Below are 20,316 nucleotides of genomic sequence, written 5' to 3'. Positions count from 1 at the left end.
TCACAACCGTTGCCACGCCTCGGTCAGCACCGCACGCAGGATCTGCTCCATCTCGTCGAACTGTGGCTGCTCGGCGATGAGCGGCGGCGCGAGCTGCACCACGGGGTCACCCCGGTCGTCGGCCCGGCAGTACAGGCCGGCCTGGAAGAGCGCGGTGGAAAGGAAGCCGCGCAGCAGCCGCTCGGACTCGGCGTCGTCGAACGTCTCCCGGGTCGCCTTGTCCTTCACCAGCTCGATCCCGTAGAAGTACCCGTCGCCGCGGATGTCCCCGACGATCGGCAGGTCTCCCAAGCGCTCCAACGTGGACCGGAACGCGTCTTCGTTGGCGCGGACGTGGCCGACGAGGTCTTCGCGGGCGAAGATGTCGAGGTTCGTCAGCGCGACGGCGCACGAGACCGGGTGCCCGCCGAACGTCACGCCGTGCGCGAACATGCCCTGCTCGGCCAGGAACGGCTCGATCAGCCGGTCGGAGGCGATCATCGCGCCGAGCGGGGAGTACCCGGACGTGAGCGCCTTGGCGGTGGTGATGATGTCCGGCTGGTACCCGTACCGTTCGGCGCCGAAGTACGTGCCGAGCCGCCCCCACGAGCAGATCACCTCGTCGGAGACGAGCAGCACGTCGTACTCGTCGCAGATTTCGCGGACCCGCTGGAAGTACCCGGGTGGCGGCGGGAAGCAGCCGCCGGAGTTCTGGACCGGTTCCAGAAAGATCGCCGCGACCGTGTCTGGGCCCTCGCGTTCGATGGCGCGGGCGATCTCGTCGGCCGCCCAGCGGCCGAACGCCTCAAGGTCGTCGCCGTGCTCCGGGGCGCGGTAGAAGTTCGTGTTCGGCACCTTGATGCCACCCGGCACCAGTGGCTCGAAGTCGCTCTTGATGCTCGGCAACCCGGTGATCGACAGCGCGCCCATCGACGTCCCGTGGTACGCGATGAACCGGCTGACCACCTTGTGCTTGGTGGGCTTGCCGATCCGCTTGTAGTAGGCGCGAGCCAGCTTCCAGGCCGCCTCGACGGCTTCGGAGCCGCCCGTGGTGAAGAAAACCCGGTTGAGGTCGCCCGGAGTCAGTGCTGAGATCCGTTCGGCCAGCTCGATCGCGGCCGGGTGCGCGTACGACCAGAGGGGAAAGAACGCCAGCTCGGCGGCCTGTTTGGCGGCTGCCTCGGCGAGCTCGGTGCGCCCGTGGCCGGCGTTGACCACGAAGAGTCCGGCGAGCCCGTCGAGGTACCGGCGACCCTGGGCGTCCCAGATGTAGGCGCCTTCGCCGCGCACGATCGTGGGTACTTCCTCGTCGCGGTAGCTCGCCATCCGGGTGAAGTGCATCCAGAGGTGATCAGTGGCGTTCCCCATGTCAACGATTACCGCATACGGCTGCGCGGATAGGCAAGTGATCCCGTTGCCAAAGAGGGGAGTAGCAACGAAATCCGTAGTCAGGCGGTTCCCCAGGAATATGTCTGTTTGCGTAGCTTCAGGTACACGAACGCCTCCGTCGCGACCACGCCCTCCACCTCGCGGAGCCGGCTGATGATCTCCAGCAGGTGGTCGTCGTTGCGGCAGACCACCTCGGTGAGCAGGTCGAACGAGCCGGCGGTGATCACCACGTAGTCGACCTCATCGATCTCCGCCAGCCGGTCGGCGATCGTCTCCAGGTCACCCGTGGTGCGCAGGCCGATCATGGCCTGCCGGGGAAAGCCGAGCTGGAGCGGGTCGGTGACCGCCACGATCTGCATGACGCCGGCGTCGAGCAGCCGCTGTACCCGCTGCCGGACCGCCGCCTCGGAGAGCCCGACCGCCTTGCCGATCGTGGCGTACGGGCGCCGCCCATCCTCCTGAAGCTGCTCGATGATCTGCTTGGCGATGTCGTCGAGCAGCACGTGGCTGGCTCCCTCACGAACCATGCCGTACCTTTCCGGGGGTCGATGTTTCTAACGTATTTCGTTGCAAAATCATAGATCTGCGACGGAATCCCTTGTGAGACTAGGATCACCATGTCAGGATCGGTCGTCTCACCGCGCAACCCTGGGAGTCGTCGATGCGCTACCCCCACCATCGCTCTCCGTCACCGGAAGCCGCCTCCCTGCTGACCGCGCTGGCCACCGTCAAGCGGCGCACCCTGATGCGAAGCGCCCTGGTGGTCGCCGCGGGCGGCACGCTGGCCGCCTGCGGCACCGAGGGCACCAAACAGAACGAGGCTAGCTGCGTCAGCGACGACCTCTCCAGCACGGAGAAGAAGCTCGCGTTCTCCAACTGGCCGCAGTACCTGGACGTCGACGAAAACGACGAGTCCAAGCGGCCCACTCTCGAAGCATTCCAGAGCAACACCGGCATCCAGGTCACCTACACCGAGGACGTCAACGACAACGACGAGTTCTTCGGCAAGGTGCGCAACCAGCTCGCCAACTGCCAGTCGACGGGCCGCGACATCTTCGTGCTGACCGACTGGATGGCGGGGCGCGTGATCCGGCTCGGCTGGATCCAGAAACTCGACAAGGCCGCCATCCCGAACGTCCAGGCCAACCTGCTCCAGTCGCTGCGCGGCCGGCCGATCGACTCCAGCGACGACCACGCCGTGCCGTGGCAGTCCGGGCTGAGTGGCATCGCGTACAACGGCGCCGTGACCGGCGAGGTGCGCACCGTCGACGAGCTGCTCACCCGCGCCGACCTCAAGGGCAAGGTGACCTGCCTGACCGAGATGCGCGACACGATGGGCCTGCTGCTGCTGTCGAACGGGCACGATCCCGGCAACTTCACCGAGGCCCAGTTCGACGACGCACTGGAGAAGCTCAAGCGCGCGGTGGCGTCTGGGCAAATCCGCCGGTTCACGGGCAACGACTACGCCCCCGACCTGGCCAAAGGTGACATCGCGGCGTGCATCGCCTGGTCCGGCGACGTGCTCCAGCTGACCGCGGAGAACGAAAAGATCCAGTTCGTCGCGCCGGACTCTGGAGTCATGCTCTGGTCCGACAACATGCTGGTGCCCAACAAGGCCACCCACAAGGCCAACGCCGAGAAGCTCATGAACCACTACTACGAGCCGGCGGTGGCGGCCGAGCTGGCCGCCTACGTGAACTACATCTGCCCGGTCCAGGGCGCCCAGGAAGCGATCACCAAGATCGACCCCGAGCTGGCCGCGAACCCGCTGATCTTCCCGGACGACGCGACGCTCGGCCGAACCAAGGTCTTCATGGCCCTCGACGAGGCCCAGGAACGGACATACTCGCAGAAGTTCCAGCAAGCCATCGGGGCGTAGGCATGGGCGATCTTCGGTTGGTCAGCCTGACCAAGCGGTTCGGGATCTTCACGGCGGTAGACGACCTCAGCCTCACCGTGCCGCAGGGCTCGTTCTTCGCCCTGCTCGGCGCGTCCGGCTGCGGCAAGACCACGACGCTGCGGATGGTGGCCGGGCTGGAGGAGCCGACGAGCGGCCAGGTGCTGCTCGACGGCGAAGACATCAGCCGCCTGCGGCCGTACAAGCGGCCGGTCAACACCGTCTTCCAGAGCTACGCGCTCTTCCCACACCTCGACATCTTCGAAAACGTCGCGTTCGGCCTGCGGCGGCGCGGCGTGCGCGACGTGCCGGAGCGGGTCGCGCGCATGCTCTCCCTGGTGCAGCTCGACGGGTACGGCAAGCGCCGCCCCACCCAGCTCTCCGGCGGCCAGCAACAGCGGGTCGCGCTTGCCCGCGCGCTCATCAACGAGCCGCAGGTGCTGCTGCTCGACGAGCCGCTCGGCGCGCTCGACCTCAAGCTCCGACGGCAGATGCAGATAGAGCTGAAGCGCATCCAGACCGAGGTGGGGCTCACGTTCGTGCACGTCACCCACGACCAGGAGGAGGCCATGACGATGGCCGACACGGTCGCGGTGATGAACGCCGGCCAGATCGAGCAGCTCGGCGCACCGGCCGAACTGTACGAGTACCCGGCCAGCCCGTTCGTCGCCAACTTCCTGGGCCAGTCCAACCTGCTCGCGGGGGACGTCGCCGGCAAGGCCGGCGACGACGTGGAAGTGACGGCGTACGGCGGTCGCTTCTCGCTGCCCGCCGGCCGCTGCCGGGCCGACGCGGGCTCCGTCTATTTAGGAGTACGCCCAGAGAAGCTCCGCCTGGCGGCGATGGTGGACGAGGTACCAGCTGGCCACCAGTACGTCACCGGCGTCGTCACCGACTCGTCCTATGTGGGCGTCAGCACGCAGTACCTCGTTCGCACCGCCTGGGGCACCGAGCTTTCCGTGTTCGCGCCGAACAGCGGGGTGGCCGAGCAGGTCCCGGTGGGCGCCGACGTGGCCGCGTACTGGCACCCCCGGCACGCGTTCCTCCTGCGCCGCGAGCCGGGCGCTGGCGACGCGACCCAACCGCTACTGGAATCCGTTCCATGAGCGTCATCGCGCACCTGCCGGCCTCTGACACACCGGCACCGCCGCCGCGCCGGCGGAGTGGCAAGTGGCTGCCGTACCTGTTGCTGTTGCCGGGCGGGCTGTGGCTGACGCTCTTCTTTGCGGTGCCCATCTTCCAGCTCGGCGCCACCAGCCTCTACGACCCGAGCGGCTCCCTCGAACAGGGCTACGCGATGACGTGGGCGTTCGGCAACTACACCGACGCGCTCAGCCAGTACTGGCCGCACTTCGCGCGCTCGCTCGTGTACGCCGGCATCGCCACCGTGCTGTGCCTGCTGCTCGGCTACCCGCTGGCGTACGCGATCGCGCAGAAGGCGGGCCGCTGGAAGAACCTCATGCTGGTGTGCGTCATCGCGCCGTTCTTCACCAGCTTTCTGGTGCGCACGCTCGCGTGGAAGACGATCCTGTCGGACAACGGCGCGGTGGTAGGTGTCCTACGCGACCTGCACCTGCTCGACGCGAATGGCCGGTTGCTGGCCACTCCGATCGCGGTGGTGCTCGGCCTCACGTACAACTTCCTGCCGTTCATGGTGCTTCCGCTGTACGCCAATCTGGACCGGCTCGACGGCCGGCTGCTGGAGGCGGCGAACGACCTGTACGCGAGCCCCGCCCGCGCCTTCGCCAAGGTGACCCTGCCGTTGTCGATGCCCGGCCTGGTCGCCGGCACGCTCCTGACGTTCATCCCAGCGGCCGGCGACTACATCAACGCCGAACTGCTCGGCACGCCCAACGAGTACATGATCGGCAACGTCATCGACTCGGCGTTCCTCGTGCGCCTCGACTATCCACAGGCGGCCGCGCTGTCGTTCATCCTGATGGCAGCGATCCTGGCGATAGTGTTCGTGTACATCAAGCGAGCCGGCACGGACGAGGTGGTCTGATGCACCGTCTGGGGCGTTGGGTCGCCGACCACTGGATTCTCGCCATCGGGCTGCTCGTGCTCGGATACCTCTTCCTGCCGATCGCGGTGGTGGTCGGCCTCTCGTTCAACCGGCCGTCGAGCCGCCTCTCGTACGACTTCAACGAGTTCACTCTGGACAACTGGACGAGCCCGTGCGGCCCTGGCGACATGTGTGACGCGGTCGTGCGCAGCGTCCAGATCGGATTCGTCGCCACCGTCGCGGCGACCGTACTGGGCACGCTGATGGCGTTCGCGATGGTGCGGCACCGCTTCCGCGGCCGGGGCGCCACCAACCTGCTCATCTTCCTGCCGATGGCCACGCCCGAGGTGGTGATGGGTTCGTCGCTGCTCGCCCTCTTCGTGGCCGGGGGCGCGCCGCTGGGGTTCTGGACCGTCGTCATCGCCCACGTCATGTTCTGCGTGTCTTTCGTCGTGGTGACCGTGAAGGCGCGGCTGTCCGGCTTGGACACGCGGCTGGAGGAGGCGGCGATGGACCTCTACGCCAACGAGTGGCAGGCGTTCCGCCGCATCACGCTGCCGCTGGTGTTTCCTGGCATCGTGGCCGGCGCGCTGCTGGCGTTCTCACTGTCCTTCGACGACTTCATCATCACGAACTTCAACTCGGGCACCACGGTCACGTTCCCCATGTACGTGTGGGGTGCTTCCCAGCGCGGCATCCCGCCGCAGGTCAACGTGATCGGCACCGCCATGTTCCTGGTATCGCTGCTGCTGGTGCTCGGCACGATGGTTCGGCGGCGCCGGGCGGTGTACGCCTGATGCGGGTCCTCGTGCTCGGCGCCGGCGGGGTCGGTTCGGCCGTGGTCTCGATCGCCGCCAGGCGGTCGTTCTACGACTCGGTCGTCGTGGCCGACTACGATCCGGCCCGCGCCGGCCGCGCCGCTTCCACAGTGGACGACCGGTTCATCCCCGCTCATGTGGATGCCTCGTCGGCGGATGCGGTGGAGGCGCTCTGCCGGGAGCACCGGATCACGCACGTGCTCAACGCGGTCGACCCGCGGTTCGTCATGCCCATCTTCGAAGGCGCGTTCCAGGCGGGCGCGCACTACCTCGACATGGCGATGTCACTGTCCCGCCCGCACCCCGACCGCCCGTACGAGGAATGCGGTGTGAAACTGGGCGACGCGCAGTTCGCCCAGTCGGAGGCGTGGGAGGCCGCCGGTCGGCTCGCGCTCGTCGGCATCGGCGTCGAACCGGGCCTGTCCGACGTCTTCGCCCGGTACGCCGCCGACGAGCTCTTCGCCACCATCGACGAGATCGGAGTGCGCGACGGGGCCAACCTCGTCGTGGAGGGCTACGACTTCGCACCGTCGTTCTCCATCTGGACCACCATCGAGGAGTGCCTGAACCCGCCGGTGATCTGGGACGCGGTGCGCGGCTGGCACACCACCGAGCCGTTCTCCGAGCCCGAGCTGTTCGACTTTCCCGAGGGCATCGGGCCGGTCGAGTGCGTCAACGTCGAGCACGAAGAGGTGCTGCTGATCCCACGCTGGGTCAAGGCCGGCCGGGTCACGTTCAAGTACGGCCTCGGCGCCGAGTTCATCGACGTCCTGCGTACGCTGCACAAGCTCGGCCTCGACGGCACCGACCCGGTGCGCGTGGGTGGCGTGTCGGTCGCGCCGCGCGACGTGGTGGCCGCCTGCCTGCCCGACCCGGCGACGCTCGGCGACCGCATGCGCGGCAAGACCTGTGCCGGCACCTGGGTGCGCGGCACGTCACCCGCCGGCACCCCACGCGAGGTGTACCTGTACCACGTGGTCGACAACCAGTGGTCGATGGCGGAGTACGGGCACCAGGCGGTCGTATGGCAGACCGCCATCAACCCCGTGGTCGCCCTCGAACTGCTCGCGTCGGGCACCTGGTCCGGTGCCGGTGTGCTCGGTCCGGAGGCGTTCCCGCCGCGACCATTTCTGGATCTTCTCGGCGACTACGGCTCGCCGTGGGGTATGCAGGAGCGATGAGCCGATACGGAGCCATGTACGGGCCGGACCTGACGTTTCTGGGCGTCGACCGCTGCGACCTGACCGACACCGCGTCGTACGCCGGCGCCGACGTCGTCATCGTTGGCGCGCCCTTCGACGGCGGCACCTCGCACCGCCCCGGCACCCGCTTCGGGCCGTCGGCGATCCGGAAGGCGTGCTACCTGCCCCACGACGGCTCCCGACCGTCTCTCGCACTGCGCGTCGACGCGCTGCGCGACCTGCGCGTGTACGACGCCGGCGACGTGGAGATGTTCAGCGGCGACATCGAGCGCTCGCTCGGCGCGCTGGAGGAGGCCGTCGCGGCGGTAGCCACCAGCGGCGCGATACCCATCATCCTCGGCGGCGACCACTCCATCGCGTTGCCGGACGCGACCGGAGTCGCGAGGCACCTCGGGTTCGGCCGGGTGTCGATGGTGCACTTCGACGCGCACGCCGATACCGGGCACTCCGCGTTCGGCTCACTGTACGGCCACGGCCAGCCGATGCGCCGTCTCATCGAGTCCGGCGCCGTACGCGGCGACCGCTTCCTCCAGATCGGCCTTCGCGGGTACTGGCCCGGGCCGGAGACGCTGTCCTGGATGGCCGAGCAGCGGATGCGCTCGTACGAGATGACCGAGATCGTGGCGCGCGGCCTCGACGAGTGCCTGACCGAGGCGTACGCGATCGCGGTCGACGACTGCGACGGCGTCTTCCTGTCCGTCGACATCGACGTGGTCGACCCCGGCATGGCGCCCGGCACCGGCACGCCAGAACCCGGCGGGTTAACGGGCCGGCAACTGCTCGACGCGGTCCGCCGGTGCTGCTACGAACTGCCCGTGGTGGGCGTGGACGTCGTCGAGGTCGCCCCGCCGTACGACCAGGCCGACGTGACCGCGTACCTCGGCAACCGCGTCGTGCTCGAAGCCCTCTCCGCGATAGCCCGCCGCCGCACCGGCATCCCCTGGGACCCCCGCCAACCCTTGCTCGACGGCCGCTGACGGGGCAGCTGCGGCCCTCCCAGCCGAGTGAGATTGCGGTGTGGGACTACCGAAGGACGACGCCAGCGCCCTGGAATGGCTACTGTTCCAGCAGTCCGGCGTAATCACGTGGCCGCAGGCGGTGGCCGAGCTGGGCGCGGGCCGAGTCCGTCACCTGCTCAAGACCGGCCGCTGGCGCCGCGTCTGCCGCGGCTTACTGATTGCGGGGAACGGACCGGTCAGCCGCGAACAGCAGTGGTGGGTGGCTGTGCTGGCGGCAGGCGAAGGTGCGCTCCTCGCCGGTCTAGCGGCGGCACGAGCGGGCGGCTTGCGCGGCAAATGGCGATACGAGCCGGTCGACGTGCTTATCCCCTATGGGCGATACGCCGCCGACCTGTTGCGCCGCCTCCCGATCGACATGGCAGCCGTCCGCGTCCGCCGCACGCAGACACTTCCGGAGTCGCACCGGCAGCGCGCCCGCCCAGACCGCACCTCGATGGCGCGGTCGGTCGTGGACGCCGCGCAGTGGATGCACTCCGACGCTGACGCGCAGTCGGTGCTCGCCGCTGCCTACCAGCAGCGCCGCGTCACGCCAGCGGAGTTAGGCGACGTCGTGAAGACGATGCCCAAGGCGCGTCGCCATGCTCTGATGGTGGCGACCATAGCCGATCTTGAAGGTGGCGCCGAGGCCCTTTCGGAGATCAACCTTGTCCGGCTGTGCCGGCGACACGGGTTGCCCGTGCCAGACCTTCAAGAGCGCCGAACCGACGCCAGCGGCCGGGTGCGGTACCTCGACGGGTACTGGCGCGAGTGGCGCGTCCACATCGAGATCGATGGCGCTCACCATATGGACGCGGGGCAGTGGGCCGCGGATATGCGACGGCAGAACGAGGTCTGGATCGCCGGTGACCGTATTCTGCGGTTCGCCGCTTTCGACCTCCGCACCCGTCCGGCGGAGGTGGCGCGCCAGATTCGCGCGGCGCTGGAGGCATCGGGCTGGCGCCCGAGATCTTGAATAGTTGTTGCTGCTGGAGCTACAACAACTATTCAAGATCTCGGCGGTGCGCGCGACCTGAGCGCCGACTTCTTGCAGGTTGACTCGGCGTGTCATCATCCTGGGTACCGCTGGATGACGAACGGGGGGCGGCGCGAGGCGATGGGCGGCTTTGTCGAGGCGACGCTCGAATTTCCGACCGTCCTTTTCAGCTTTCTCCTCCTGATCGTCGTTGCGTACTGGGTGCTGGTTTTGACCGGTACCACCGATGTCGAAGACGCGGACGGCTTCGGTGATTTCCTCGGCGGCCTAGGTCTCGGCGGCGCGCCCGTCGCCGTGGTGGGTTCCATTCTGATCGCGGTCGCCTGGTTTGCCAGCCTTGTCGGCGGCGTCCTATTCAGTGGCCCGGTGCTCGCTGCCGTGGCGCTCGTTATCGCTGTTCTCCTCGCGTGGCTGTGCACCCGCCTGTTGATGGTGCCGTTGCGCAAGGTCTTTCGCGCCGGCCCGGAGGCGTCTCGCAACGACTTCGTCGGCGGGCTCTGCGTGATCCGCACCGGGCGGGTCAGCGCCAGCTTCGGCCAGGCGGAAGTGACCGCCGCCGACGGCTCCTCCGCCATCGTGCAGGTCCGGCAGGCGGGCGAAGACCCGCTGCGCGCGGGCAGCCAGGCCCTCATCTACGACTATGACGTCGACGGCGAGTTCTTCTGGGTCACGCCCGTCGCCCCTCACAGTTAGAAGGAAACATCTGATGGATGTCATCACCACCGGGCTAGGCGTGCTCATCGCTGTGCTGCTGCTCGTCTTCGTCGGCCTTCTCTTCATGGTGGGCCGGCTCTTCCGGAAGGTCGAGCAGGGCAAGGCACTGATCGTCTCTAAGGTGCGGAAGGTCGACGTCACGTTCACCGGCGCCGTCGTCATGCCCGTGCTGCACAAGGCCGAGATCATGGACATCTCGGTCAAGACGATCGAGATCGAGCGGACGGGCAACGAAGGGCTCATCTGCCGCGACAACATCCGCGCGGACATTCGCATCTCGTTCTTCGTACGGGTCAACAAGACGACCGAAGACGTCATCAAGGTGGCGCAGGCCATCGGCACGCTCCGGGCCAGCGACCAGGAGACGTTGCAGGAACTCTTCAACGCGAAGTTCTCCGAGGCGCTGAAGACGGTGGGCAAGCAACTCGACTTCGTCGATCTGTACACCAAGCGCGACGAGTTCCGCGACCAGATCATCGCGGTGATCGGCACCGACCTCAACGGGTACAGCCTGGAGGACGCGGCGATCGACTTCCTGGAGCAGACGCCGATGTCCAAACTGGACCCGGCCAACATCCTTGACGCGCAGGGCATCCGGAAGATCACCGAGCTGACCGCGATCGAGCACGTCAAGACCAACGAGTTCCAGAAGAAGGAACAGAAGGAGATCACCCGCCAGAACGTCGACGCGCGCCAGACCATCCTGGAGCTGGAGCGGCAGCAGGCCGAGGCGGAGATCAAGCAGCGGCGGGAGATCGAGACGCTGCGGGCGCGCGAAGAGGCCGAGATCACCATGGCCCACGCGCAGGAGCGGCAGCGGGCCGAGGGCGCGCACCTGCGCACCGAGGAGCAGTTGGGCATCCAGCAGGAGAACAAGGCGCGCGAGATCGCGGTCGCCGCCAAGAACCGCGAGCGGGTCATCGCGATCGAGACCGAAAAGATCGAAAAGGACCGCATGCTGGAGGTCATCGCCCGCCAGCGCGAGACCGAGCTCACCACGATCTCCAAGGACAAGGAGGTCGAGGCCGAGAAGCGGGCCATCGCCGAGGTGATCCGTGAGCGCATCGCGGTCGAGAAGACCGTCGCTGAGCAGGAAGAGAACATCAAGCGCCTGCGGGTCGTCGAGGAGGCCGAGCGGGCGCGCCAGGCGACCGTGATCCACGCCGAGGCCGAGGCGCAGGAGGCCCTGGTCAAGGACATCAAGGCCGCCGAGGCCGCCGAGCAGGCCGCGAAGCACAAGGCCCGCGAGTCGCTGGTGCTGGCCGAAGCGCGGCAGCAGGCCGCCGAGTTGGAGACTCGCGCGAAGATCCGGCTCGCCGAAGGCGTGCAGGCCGAGGCGGCCGCCGAGGGCCTGGCCGAGGTACAGGTGCGCGAGCGGGACGCCGTGGCCATCGAGAAGGTGGGCCGCGCGCACGCCGCAGTCGAGCGGGAGAAGGCCCTGGCGGCGGCCGAGGGCGCCGAGAAGGTCGGCCTCGCCGAGGCCGCGGTCGAGCGGGAGAAGGCGCTCGCGGTGGCCACGGGCACGGAGAAGCTCGGCCTCGCCGAGGCCGCAGTCGAGCGGGAGAAGGCGCTAGCGGTGGCCGACGCGGTACGCGAGAAGCTCAAGGGCGAGGCCGAGGGCCTCACGGACAAGGCCGCTGCGATGGCCGCGCTCGACGAGGCGACGCGCCAGCACGAGGAGTACCGTCTGCGGCTGGAGGCGGAGAAGGAGATCCGGCTCGCCAGCATCGACGTGCAGCGGCAGGTGGCCGAGGCGCAGGCAACCATCGTCGGCAAGGGCCTGGAGCGGGCGAACATCGACATCGTCGGCGGCGACTCGGTGTTCTTCGACCGGCTGATGGGCTCGATCACCGCCGGCAAGAGCGTCGACGGCTTCGTGCAGCACTCCGACGTCACGCAGAGCCTGGCCCGGCCCTACCTGGACGGCTCGGCCAACTTCACCCAGGACCTCGCCAAGGTGCTCGGCTCGCTCAGCACCGCCGACGTGCAGAACCTCACACTGTCCGCGTTCCTGGCGCAGCAGATGAAGTCCGGTGGTGCCGACGCCGACAAGCTGAAGGAACTGCTCAGCACGGCAAAGCGCCTCGGCCTCGCCGACGCGCCGATCGCTGAGCTCAACTCGAAGTGACCGCGGCTACGCAGGAGGCGCGCGCCGATCTGGACGCCGGCACCTACGAGGTGCTGCGCGGCCGGCTCGGCGAGCGCGCGGCCGAGCTGGCCCGGAGGGCGGAGGCGCTCAACGCCGAGCGCCTCAAGGTCTTCGGCGCCGCGGAGCTGCGCCTCATCGGCACCGAGCGCATCCGCACCGAGCACAACTGCGTGCCGCGCGACATCGTGTCGATCGATGGGCTGATGCTCTTCGGCTACAACGTCTTCATTGGACTCAAGCCGGAGACCACAGTCGACGACGTGTTCTCGCTGCACGCGTTCAGTCGCGACGGCGAGGCGTTCCGGTTCGACGCGCCCGGCGACGGGGCCTTCCTGCGCGACCCGCAGTTCCTTCGGGACTTTGGCGAGCTGTACCGGTACTACCGGGAGACCCGGCTCATGCAGATACGCCGGATGGAGGGGCGGCTGCTGGCCATCTTCCAGACCGGCCCGCGGCCGGAGGACATCCGGGTGCTGCGGTGGCGGATCGACCCCGACGGCTCGATGTCCTACATGGACAACCGCGGCGAGCGCGACCACGTCTTTCCGGCATCGCACGACTTCGAGTGGGTTGAAACCACCCGCGATCAGCACGTGACCGGCCGGCACCCGCACATCTCCATCGACGGCGACGTCTTCGTCGAGACGGTCGGCGGCACGCTGACCGTCAAGGTCGAAAACAACACCGAGACCGGCGAGGGCATCTACAGCGAGCCGGTCGAAGAGCCATTGCAGAGCCTCGCCGACGCCGACATCCAGTACGCCCGGGTCGGGTCGCTGATCCTGCTGCGCATCCGGCCGTACAAGGAGACCGCCTGGCGGCACCTGGTGTTCAACACCAGGACCAAGGGTGTGGTGCGGCTCGACGGCATCGGGCAGGCGTGCCAGCGGCTGCCGGAAGACCATGGCCTCATCTTCCCGGGCGGCTACTATCTGGCGACCGGGGCCAGCCGCACGTTCGACACCGACGTGACGAGCCTGGAGTTCGAGCGGGTCATCCGGTCGACCAACGGCGAAGACGTGCTGTACGTCTTCCACGCCCGCGCCGAGGGCCGCTCCTTGCTGTTGCCGTACAACGTGATCCGCAAAGAGGTCGCAGCCCCGGTACCGTGCCACGGCTACTCGCTTTTCGACGACGGCACGCTGGTGGTCTTCCGGGCCACGTCAGACGAGCCGACCCGGGTGCACCCGATGCAGGTGTGGCAGACGCCTTACCTGTCGGACACCTACGCCGCGAAGCAGCCGGTCGGCACCGGGCCGCTGGAGCGCGTCGGCAACGCCGACCTGGTACGCGGGATCTCGGACTGCCTGTCGGTGTCGCGCATGGTCGACGAGATGAGCCCGTCCACGGCCGTCTTCGAAGGGCTGATCTCCGCCTGCGCCCGCATCTTCGACCACTACCACTGGCTGGGCGAGCGCGAGCTGGGCGACCTGCGCGCGCCACTCGCCGAGGTGCGCGCGACCGCCGAGCAGGTACTGGACGAGTTCGAGAACGTACAGGCGCTCACCGACCAGGCCGCCGCGGCGCTGGAAGAGGCCACTGGCCAGATCACCGCGCTGGTTCGGCGGGCACGCGGCGAGACGCCGCTGAGCACCGACGCGTGGGTCGGGCAGCTCGCCGAGCTGCGCGCCGCGCAGGGACGCCTGGTCACGCTCCGCGAACTGCGCTATGTGGATACCGGCCGGATCGACGAGCAAGACCGGGTACTGAAGGAGGAGCTGGCTTCCGCGGCGGAGCGCGCGGTGCGGTTCCTCCAGCAGGAAGACGCGTTCAGCGGCTATCACGCGGACATCGAGCGGCTGGTGACCGACGCGGAAGCCATCGCCACCGTGGCGGCGGCCGAGCCGGTCGCCACCCGGCTGTCCACACAGTCCAACGGCCTCCAGGTGCTCACCGAGGTGGTCGGCACCCTCGACATCGCCGACGCGACCGTGCGCACCGGGATACTGGAACGGATCGGCGAGGTGCTCGCCGGCATCAACCGCGCGCGGGCCACATTGGACGGCCGCCGCAAGGCGCTGCTCGCCACCGAGGGGCGGGCCGAGTTCGCGGCCGAGTTCGCACTCCTTGGGCAGGCGGTCACCGGCGCGCTCGCCGTCGCGGACAGCCCCGAGCGATGCGACGAGCAGCTCGGTCGGCTGCTGCTGCAGCTGGAAAACCTGGAGTCACGGTTCAGCGAGTTCGACGACTTCCTGACCGAGCTCTCGGCGAAGCGCACCGACGTGTACGAGGCGTTCTCGTCGCGTAAGCAGGCGCTGCTCGACGAGCGGGCGCGCCGCTCCGACCGGCTGGTCGACTCGGCCGAACGCATCCTCACGAGCGTCGCCCGCCGGGTTGCGACGCTCAAGTCGATCGACGAGGTAAACACGTACTTCGCTTCCGACCCCATGGTCACCAAGCTGCGCGGCGTGGCCGGCGACCTGCGCGCGCTGGGTGACCAGGTGCGCAGCGAGGAGCTGGAGGGGCGCATCAAGGCCGCCCGCCAGGAGGCCGGCAGGAGCCTGCGCGACCGGCTCGACCTGTACCAGGACGGCGGCGAGACCATCCAGCTCGGCCGGCACCGCTTCGCCGTCAACACCCAGGCGATCGACCTCACGCTGGTGCCGCACGCCGGAAAGATGGCGTTCGCCGTCACCGGCACCGACTACCGGTCTCCTGTGGAGGATGAGAGCTTCGCGGCCACCCGCCCCTTCTGGGAGCAGCTGCTGGTCTCCGAGACGCCTGAGGTGTACCGGGCGGAGTACCTGGCGGCATCGATCCTGATGGACGCGTCCTCTTTGGATCCGTTGCACGAGGCGGCCGTCACCGAGAGCGGCCTGCGCGACCTGGTGCGCCGGGTCGCCGAGTCCCGCTACGACGAGGGGTACGAGCGCGGCGTGCACGACCAGGACGCCGCCGCGATCCTGGCCGCGCTGCTGCGCCTGCACGCGGGCGCTGGCCTGCTGCGGTACCCGCCGGATGCGCGAGCCGCCGCGCAGCTCTTCTGGGCGTACGGCACCACGGACGAGGCGCGGGCCGCCTGGTCGACGCGGGCGACCTCGCTTGCCCGTGCCCGCAAGGCGTTCGGCCGCGTCGACGCGATCGGCGAGCTGTGCGACGAGCTGTCCACCGCGATCCGCGAGTACCTGCCCGACGAGCCGGACGGCGGTCTCGCGGGGGAGTACCTCTTCGAGGAGCTGTCCACCGCACCGTTCGGCTTCGTCACCAGCGCCGGCGCCCGGACCCTGCTGGACCGGTTCCACCGGGCGCTTGGCGGCCCGTCGGACAGCGAGTTCGAGCAGGACCTGCGCGCGCTGGGCGACGACGTGGCGGCCCGGCGGCAGCTCGTCACCGCGTGGTTGCGCTCCTTTGTCGACACGGCAGGCGACCTGACCGACCACGAGCTGCCAGAGGCGGTCGCCGTGGAGCTGTGCGACAAGGACGTGCCCCGGTACGACTCGTCGGCTGAGCTGTCGGCCACTGTGGAGGGCCTGCTCGGCACCCACACCCGCGTGGTGGACCGCCGCATCGAGCTGCGCCTCGACGAGGTGCTGGCCCGCACCCGGCGGTACCGTGCCCAGCGAGTGCCCGCCTTCCGGGCATACCAGCGCCAGCGCAATGAGCTGATCGCCGCCGAGCGCACCCGGCTGCGGCTGGAGGAGCACCAGCCGAAGGTGATGAGCGCGTTCGTGCGCAACAGGCTGCTCGACGAGGTGTACCTGCCGCTGATCGGCACCAACCTGGCCCGGCAGCTCGGCGCGGTAGGCGACGCCAAGCGTACCGACCAGATGGGCCTGCTGCTGCTCATCTCCCCGCCCGGCTACGGCAAGACCACGCTCATGGAGTACGTGGCGAGCCGGCTGGGCCTGATGTTCGTCAAGGTGAACGGGCCGTCGCTCGGTCACAGCGTGACCTCGGTCGACCCGGCGGAGGCACCGAACGCGACGGCGCGGCAGGAGGTAGAAAAGATCACGTTCGCCCTGGAGACGGGCAACAACGTGCTGCTCTACCTCGACGACATCCAGCACACCTCGCCGGAGCTGTTGCAGAAGTTCATATCGCTCTGCGACGGGCAGCGCCGGATGGAGGGCGTGTGGCGGGGTCGCACCCGCACGTACGACCTGCGCGGCAAGCGGTTCGCGGTATGCATGGCGGGTAACCCGTACACCGAGTCGGGGCAACGCTTCCGGGTGCCGGACATGCTCGCCAACCGTGCCGACGTGTGGAACCTCGGCGACGTGCTGTCGGGCAAGGAGGAGGCTTTCGCCCTGAGCTGCATCGAAAACTCGCTCACGTCGAACACCGTCCTCTCGCAACTGTCCACTCGCGAGCGCAGTGACGTCGAGCTGCTGGTGCGGCTCGCGAAGGGCGACGAGTCGGTGCGCCCCGACCAGCTGCGCCACCCCTACTCGGCGGTTGAGCTGGACCAGATCCTCTCGGTGCTGCGCAAGCTGCTGCGGGTGCAGCGCGTCGTGCTGGCCAACAACCAGGCGTACATAGCCTCGGCGGCGCAGGCCGACGCGTCCCGCACCGAGCCGCCGTTCCAGCTTCAGGGTTCGTACCGAAACATGAACAAGCTCGCCGAGCGGATCGTGCCGGTCATGAACGACGACGAGCTGGAAGCCGTCATCGACGATCATTACGTGGGCGAAGCGCAGACGCTGACCACCGGCGCCGAGGCCAACCTGCTCAAGCTCGCCGAGCTGCGCGGCCGGATGACGCCCGAGCAGGCGCAGCGGTGGGCCGAGGTGAAGGCCGGGTACCTGAAGCAGCGGGCGCTGGGCGGCGCGGAAGACGACCCGATGACGAGGGCGGTCGGCGCGATGGGCCTGCTGGCCGACCGCGTGGCGGGCGTAGAAACCGCCATCAACAAGGCCGCGGCCCTTCAGGAGAGCGAGTAGAGGAGCCCTTCGCAGGTCCGGACGACCACCTCGGCGGCTCGGCGCTGGTCGGCGTCGAACAGGGGATCTTCGCTGTGCTCCTGCCAACGGCCGAGCGCCGCTGAGCTGAGCCGCCACAGCTCGGACGCGGTGGCGCGCTGGTCGACGCCGAGCCGGGCGGCGAGCCCGGTGCCGTTTTCGCCGATCAGCCGCCGGGCCTCCGCGGTCAGGTCCTTTTCGAACGCGACCCGTTGCCCCTGCAACGACGCCAACAGGCGCAGTTCGCGGAAGTCGTGCGCGCCGGCCAGTACGCGCTCCAGCTCGGCGAGCAGCACGTCGGAGCCCGGCCGGGGCTCGGTGAGCAGTACGGATTCGAGGGCGGCGAGCGCCGACCGGGCCCGCAGCGCGTCTCGCCGGTCGACGAAGCACCGGCTGACCGCTTCGCGCAGCTCGGCCAGCCCGCTGCGGCGCACCAGCTCGGCGGCGAGCTTGGCGCGGGTGTCGCTGCCGGTGCGGATGAGCGTCGTCGCCAGCCGTACCCCGAAGATGCCCAGCCGGTCGAGCAGCGCGCGCCGGGCCTCGACGCCGACGGGCGCGGGAAATTCGGCGCCCGTGAAGCGGTCGGTCGACAGTAGATAGCCGTCCACTTCGGTGCGGGGCGCGCCGGCGAGCGTGGCGAGCGCCGCGAAGTCGGTCTCGGTCAGCACCCGGCCGGCGAGCGCGACCAGGCCGCCCACCGACACCACGCCCAGGCACAGCCCACTGATCCGCGGGTCGCGCAGGTGCCGCCGGGCCACCTGGCGGGCGGCGAGCAGGGCGTCGATGCGCCCACCGCCGGTCTCGTCGGCCCGGGAGAGTACCAGCAGCGCGTTGACGGGAGCTGCCTTGGCCACCATGCCGTCCTGTAGCCACTCCAGGACGTGCAGGTCGGTGCCGCGTCCATCCCTGGTCAGGTACAGCACCGCGTCGGCGTCTCGGAGGATCTTGTCGCAGGCGGACGGCACCGGGGGCGTGTCGATGACCGTGGCGTGCCGCAGGGTGCGGGTCGGCCACGTCACCACGACGTCGTTGACCGGTGCCGGATCCCACCGTCCGATGTCGAGGTGCAAACCCTGTGCCGACCTAGTCACTGGCAGCTCGGCGCCGGCCGGGTACGCCATCGCGTGCGGCTCGGGGCCGTCCTGGTACCAGGCGAAGACCGGCTGCCCGCCGGGCGCCTCGATCGGTGCGACCTCGTCACCGACGAGCGCGTTGACCAATGTGGACTTGCCAGACTGCCACGGCCCGGCGACCGCGATGCGTAGCGGCTCGCCGAAGCGGTTCAGATGGTGCCGCAGCCGATCGGTGGCCGGCCAGCTGTCCCGGTACAGCTCCAAGGCATCGTTGAGCAGGGTCCACACCGACTCGGAAAGCGGTGCACCCCTCATCCGACGGGCTCCAGCACCGCGGGACCCTCCGGTCGCACGGTCAGCGCCTGCGCCTGCTCGTAAAGCGTGGCGAGCCGCCGCATCTGCTGCTGTATCTCCATCTGCCGCTTGTTGCGCTCGGCGGCGTCGGCATCTGCTGCCTGCTTGGCGTTGCGCAGCGAGTGCACGATCGCGTCGTGCAGCTGCTCGGTCACCGACGTGTAGTGATCACGCAGGATGCGCTGCACCCAGCGGGCCGTGTCCTTGCACTCCTTGTTGAGCCGCAGGAAGAAGTCGTCGATGTGCCGCTGGGTGGCGTTCTTGGCGAGCGCCTGGCGGCGCCGCAGCAGCGACTTGCCCTCGTCGCGGATGGTCTTGCCACCGAAGAGCGCGCCAGCGCCCAGCGAGATGGGATTGATGAGTGGCATCCCGGCCATCGTGGTGGCGAGGCCGAACATCAGCAGTCCGCCGTAGGAGCCGCGCAGTCCCGTGAAAACCTTCTGCATCGGGGTGAAACGCTCGATGTTGGGCTGGTCGATCGTGCCGATGTGCCGGGTGAGATCTGGCATGTTCACCCGCCACTCGGGCACGATGTCGGCCTCGTAGCGCACGAAGTGGTCGGCCACCCGGCCGCTGATCCAGTCGCAGCGCGACAGCAGCCACGCGAAGTTCGACTCGGCGACCTCGGTGAGGCTCGTCTCCAGCCACGCCTGGTAGTCCTCCCAGGTGCGCAGCGGGTCGGCCGCGTCGAACGCGTCGTCGACCTTGCGCATGATCTGCCGGGTCCGCTCGCGCAGGTCGTACTCGATGTCGGACATCAGGTCGGTCATCTCGTCGTTCAGCGTGTTCTGCCACCGGGTGGAGCAGCGTCGCAGCTCGTCGAGGGTGCGTTGCGCCTCGTACAGCCTGGCCATCGGCTCTTCGGAGTCCTTCGCGGACAGTTCCGCGCGCAGCGGCGCGGCGAGCTGCTCGATGACGGTGGCGGTGAGCACGCCGACGGCCGTGGGTGCGAGCACGTCGTTCTTGCCTGCGAGGTACTGCTTCAGGCGTGCCACCAGGTCGGGAAAGCCCGACTCGGCGTTGATGGCTTTGTCGTTGGTGCGCGCCGCCGCCAGGCGCAGCGTCGCGGAGACCGGCACCAGGGGGGCCGCGATGCCGGCGCTGGCGAGGTGCTGGCGGTTGCGTTCGGCGACCAGGCGCCAGTGCGGCGAGATGTCTGTCTTGGTCAGTGCGACGACCACCTTGGGATGCGACCGCACCACGTGTAGGAGCAGGTTGACCTCGGTGACCGAGAGTTCGCGAGTGGCGTCTGTGACCATGATCACAACATCGGCGCGGGCGGGGGCGGCGACCGAGTTGCCCGCCGCGGGCAGGTTGTCACCGTCGGCGCCGGGCGTGTCGATGAGCACCAGACCCGCCGCGAGCAGCCCACGCGGTACACCGATCTCCGCGTACTCCGCCGCATCTGTGCGCCGGCTGACCGCCGTGCTGATCCGGGCGGCCATGTCGTCGACGGGCACCGGGGTGGGGCCGCGTCCGGGGCCCTCGATCACAATCGCGGTCGGCGTCTCCGCGTGCCGCACCACCGTGGGGATCGCCGTCGTGAGGCCGTCACCGACCGGGCACACTGGTGCGTTGATGAGCGCGTTGACCAGTTGACTCTTGCCCTGCTTGGGCTCGCCGACCACCAGCACCCGGAGGGTCGGGTCGACCAGTTGGGCGCGTTTTTGCTGGACCCACTGGATGAGGTCGGTGCGGCCGTGCGCCGCGCACACCCGGGCCGTCTCGTCCAGGACGTTGAGCCAGGTCGGAGTCACCGGACCAAGTGTGCTGATTTCCCCTCATTTATCAAGAGGGTGGGTTTGAAAGGGGCGGGAGAGGCCGGACCCGATTCGGCCTCTCCCGC

General features: G+C 68.9%; 14 protein-coding genes. 10 read left to right on the top strand and 4 right to left on the bottom strand.

From position 1 onward, the window contains the following. Positions 1–1,347, bottom strand: coding sequence for an aspartate aminotransferase family protein (locus V6V89_RS29610; RefSeq protein ID WP_334622773.1), 1,347 nt, complete (start codon positions 1,345–1,347; stop codon positions 1–3). A gap of 80 nt (positions 1,348–1,427) precedes the next feature. Next, complete coding sequence (locus V6V89_RS29605) at positions 1,428–1,895, bottom strand: Lrp/AsnC family transcriptional regulator (protein WP_334622772.1); 468 nt, start codon at positions 1,893–1,895, stop codon at positions 1,428–1,430. A gap of 134 nt (positions 1,896–2,029) precedes the next feature. Between V6V89_RS29605 and V6V89_RS29600 the strand changes: the two genes are divergently transcribed. The 10 genes from V6V89_RS29600 (at position 2,030) to V6V89_RS29555 (ending at position 17,025) form a co-directional block, all read left to right on the top strand. Beyond that, positions 2,030–3,247, top strand: coding sequence for a polyamine ABC transporter substrate-binding protein (locus V6V89_RS29600; protein ID WP_334622771.1), 1,218 nt, complete (start codon positions 2,030–2,032; stop codon positions 3,245–3,247). 2 nt (positions 3,248–3,249) lie between these two features. After that, positions 3,250–4,371, top strand: coding sequence for an ABC transporter ATP-binding protein (locus tag V6V89_RS29595; RefSeq protein ID WP_334622770.1), 1,122 nt, complete (start codon positions 3,250–3,252; stop codon positions 4,369–4,371). Next, positions 4,368–5,270, top strand: a complete 903-nt coding sequence (locus V6V89_RS29590) for an ABC transporter permease (RefSeq protein WP_334622769.1) — start codon at positions 4,368–4,370, stop codon at positions 5,268–5,270. The genes V6V89_RS29595 and V6V89_RS29590 overlap by 4 nt, the downstream gene beginning before the upstream one ends. Beyond that, positions 5,270–6,067: an ABC transporter permease gene (locus V6V89_RS29585; protein ID WP_334622768.1), complete on the top strand. Its 798-nt coding sequence runs from the start codon at positions 5,270–5,272 to the stop codon at positions 6,065–6,067. Before V6V89_RS29590 ends, V6V89_RS29585 begins: the two co-directional genes overlap by 1 nt. Further along, the gene (locus V6V89_RS29580; RefSeq protein WP_334622767.1) at positions 6,067–7,269 is read left to right on the top strand and encodes a saccharopine dehydrogenase family protein; all 1,203 of its coding nucleotides are present in this window, start codon (positions 6,067–6,069) and stop codon (positions 7,267–7,269) included. The genes V6V89_RS29585 and V6V89_RS29580 overlap by 1 nt, the downstream gene beginning before the upstream one ends. Continuing rightward, positions 7,266–8,267: an agmatinase gene (gene speB, locus V6V89_RS29575; RefSeq protein ID WP_334622766.1), complete on the top strand. Its 1,002-nt coding sequence runs from the start codon at positions 7,266–7,268 to the stop codon at positions 8,265–8,267. The genes V6V89_RS29580 and speB overlap by 4 nt, the downstream gene beginning before the upstream one ends. Before the next feature lie 40 nt (positions 8,268–8,307). Beyond that, the gene (locus V6V89_RS29570; RefSeq protein ID WP_334622765.1) at positions 8,308–9,261 is read left to right on the top strand and encodes an endonuclease domain-containing protein; all 954 of its coding nucleotides are present in this window, start codon (positions 8,308–8,310) and stop codon (positions 9,259–9,261) included. Between the two features lie 114 nt (positions 9,262–9,375). Further along, a complete protein-coding gene (locus V6V89_RS29565; RefSeq protein ID WP_334622764.1) occupies positions 9,376–9,975 on the top strand; it encodes a hypothetical protein in 600 nt (199 codons plus the stop codon). A 13-nt stretch (positions 9,976–9,988) separates the two neighbouring features. Continuing rightward, positions 9,989–12,124, top strand: coding sequence for a flotillin family protein (locus V6V89_RS29560; protein WP_334622763.1), 2,136 nt, complete (start codon positions 9,989–9,991; stop codon positions 12,122–12,124). Continuing rightward, complete coding sequence (locus V6V89_RS29555; RefSeq protein ID WP_334622762.1) at positions 12,121–17,025, top strand: DNA repair ATPase; 4,905 nt, start codon at positions 12,121–12,123, stop codon at positions 17,023–17,025. The genes V6V89_RS29560 and V6V89_RS29555 overlap by 4 nt, the downstream gene beginning before the upstream one ends. On the opposite strand, the gene V6V89_RS29550 is transcribed toward V6V89_RS29555, so the two are convergent. After that, a complete protein-coding gene (locus V6V89_RS29550) occupies positions 17,010–18,431 on the bottom strand; it encodes a hypothetical protein (protein WP_334622761.1) in 1,422 nt (473 codons plus the stop codon). The genes V6V89_RS29555 and V6V89_RS29550 overlap by 16 nt on opposite strands. Continuing rightward, positions 18,428–20,227, bottom strand: a complete 1,800-nt coding sequence (locus V6V89_RS29545; RefSeq protein WP_334622760.1) for a dynamin family protein — start codon at positions 20,225–20,227, stop codon at positions 18,428–18,430. The genes V6V89_RS29550 and V6V89_RS29545 overlap by 4 nt, the downstream gene beginning before the upstream one ends. Positions 20,228–20,316 lie beyond the last annotated feature (89 nt).

This window comes from Micromonospora sp. CPCC 206061 (genome assembly GCF_036906915.1).
GTDB lineage: Bacteria > Actinomycetota > Actinomycetes > Mycobacteriales > Micromonosporaceae > Phytohabitans.
This window is presented reverse-complemented; position numbering and strand designations above follow the sequence as displayed.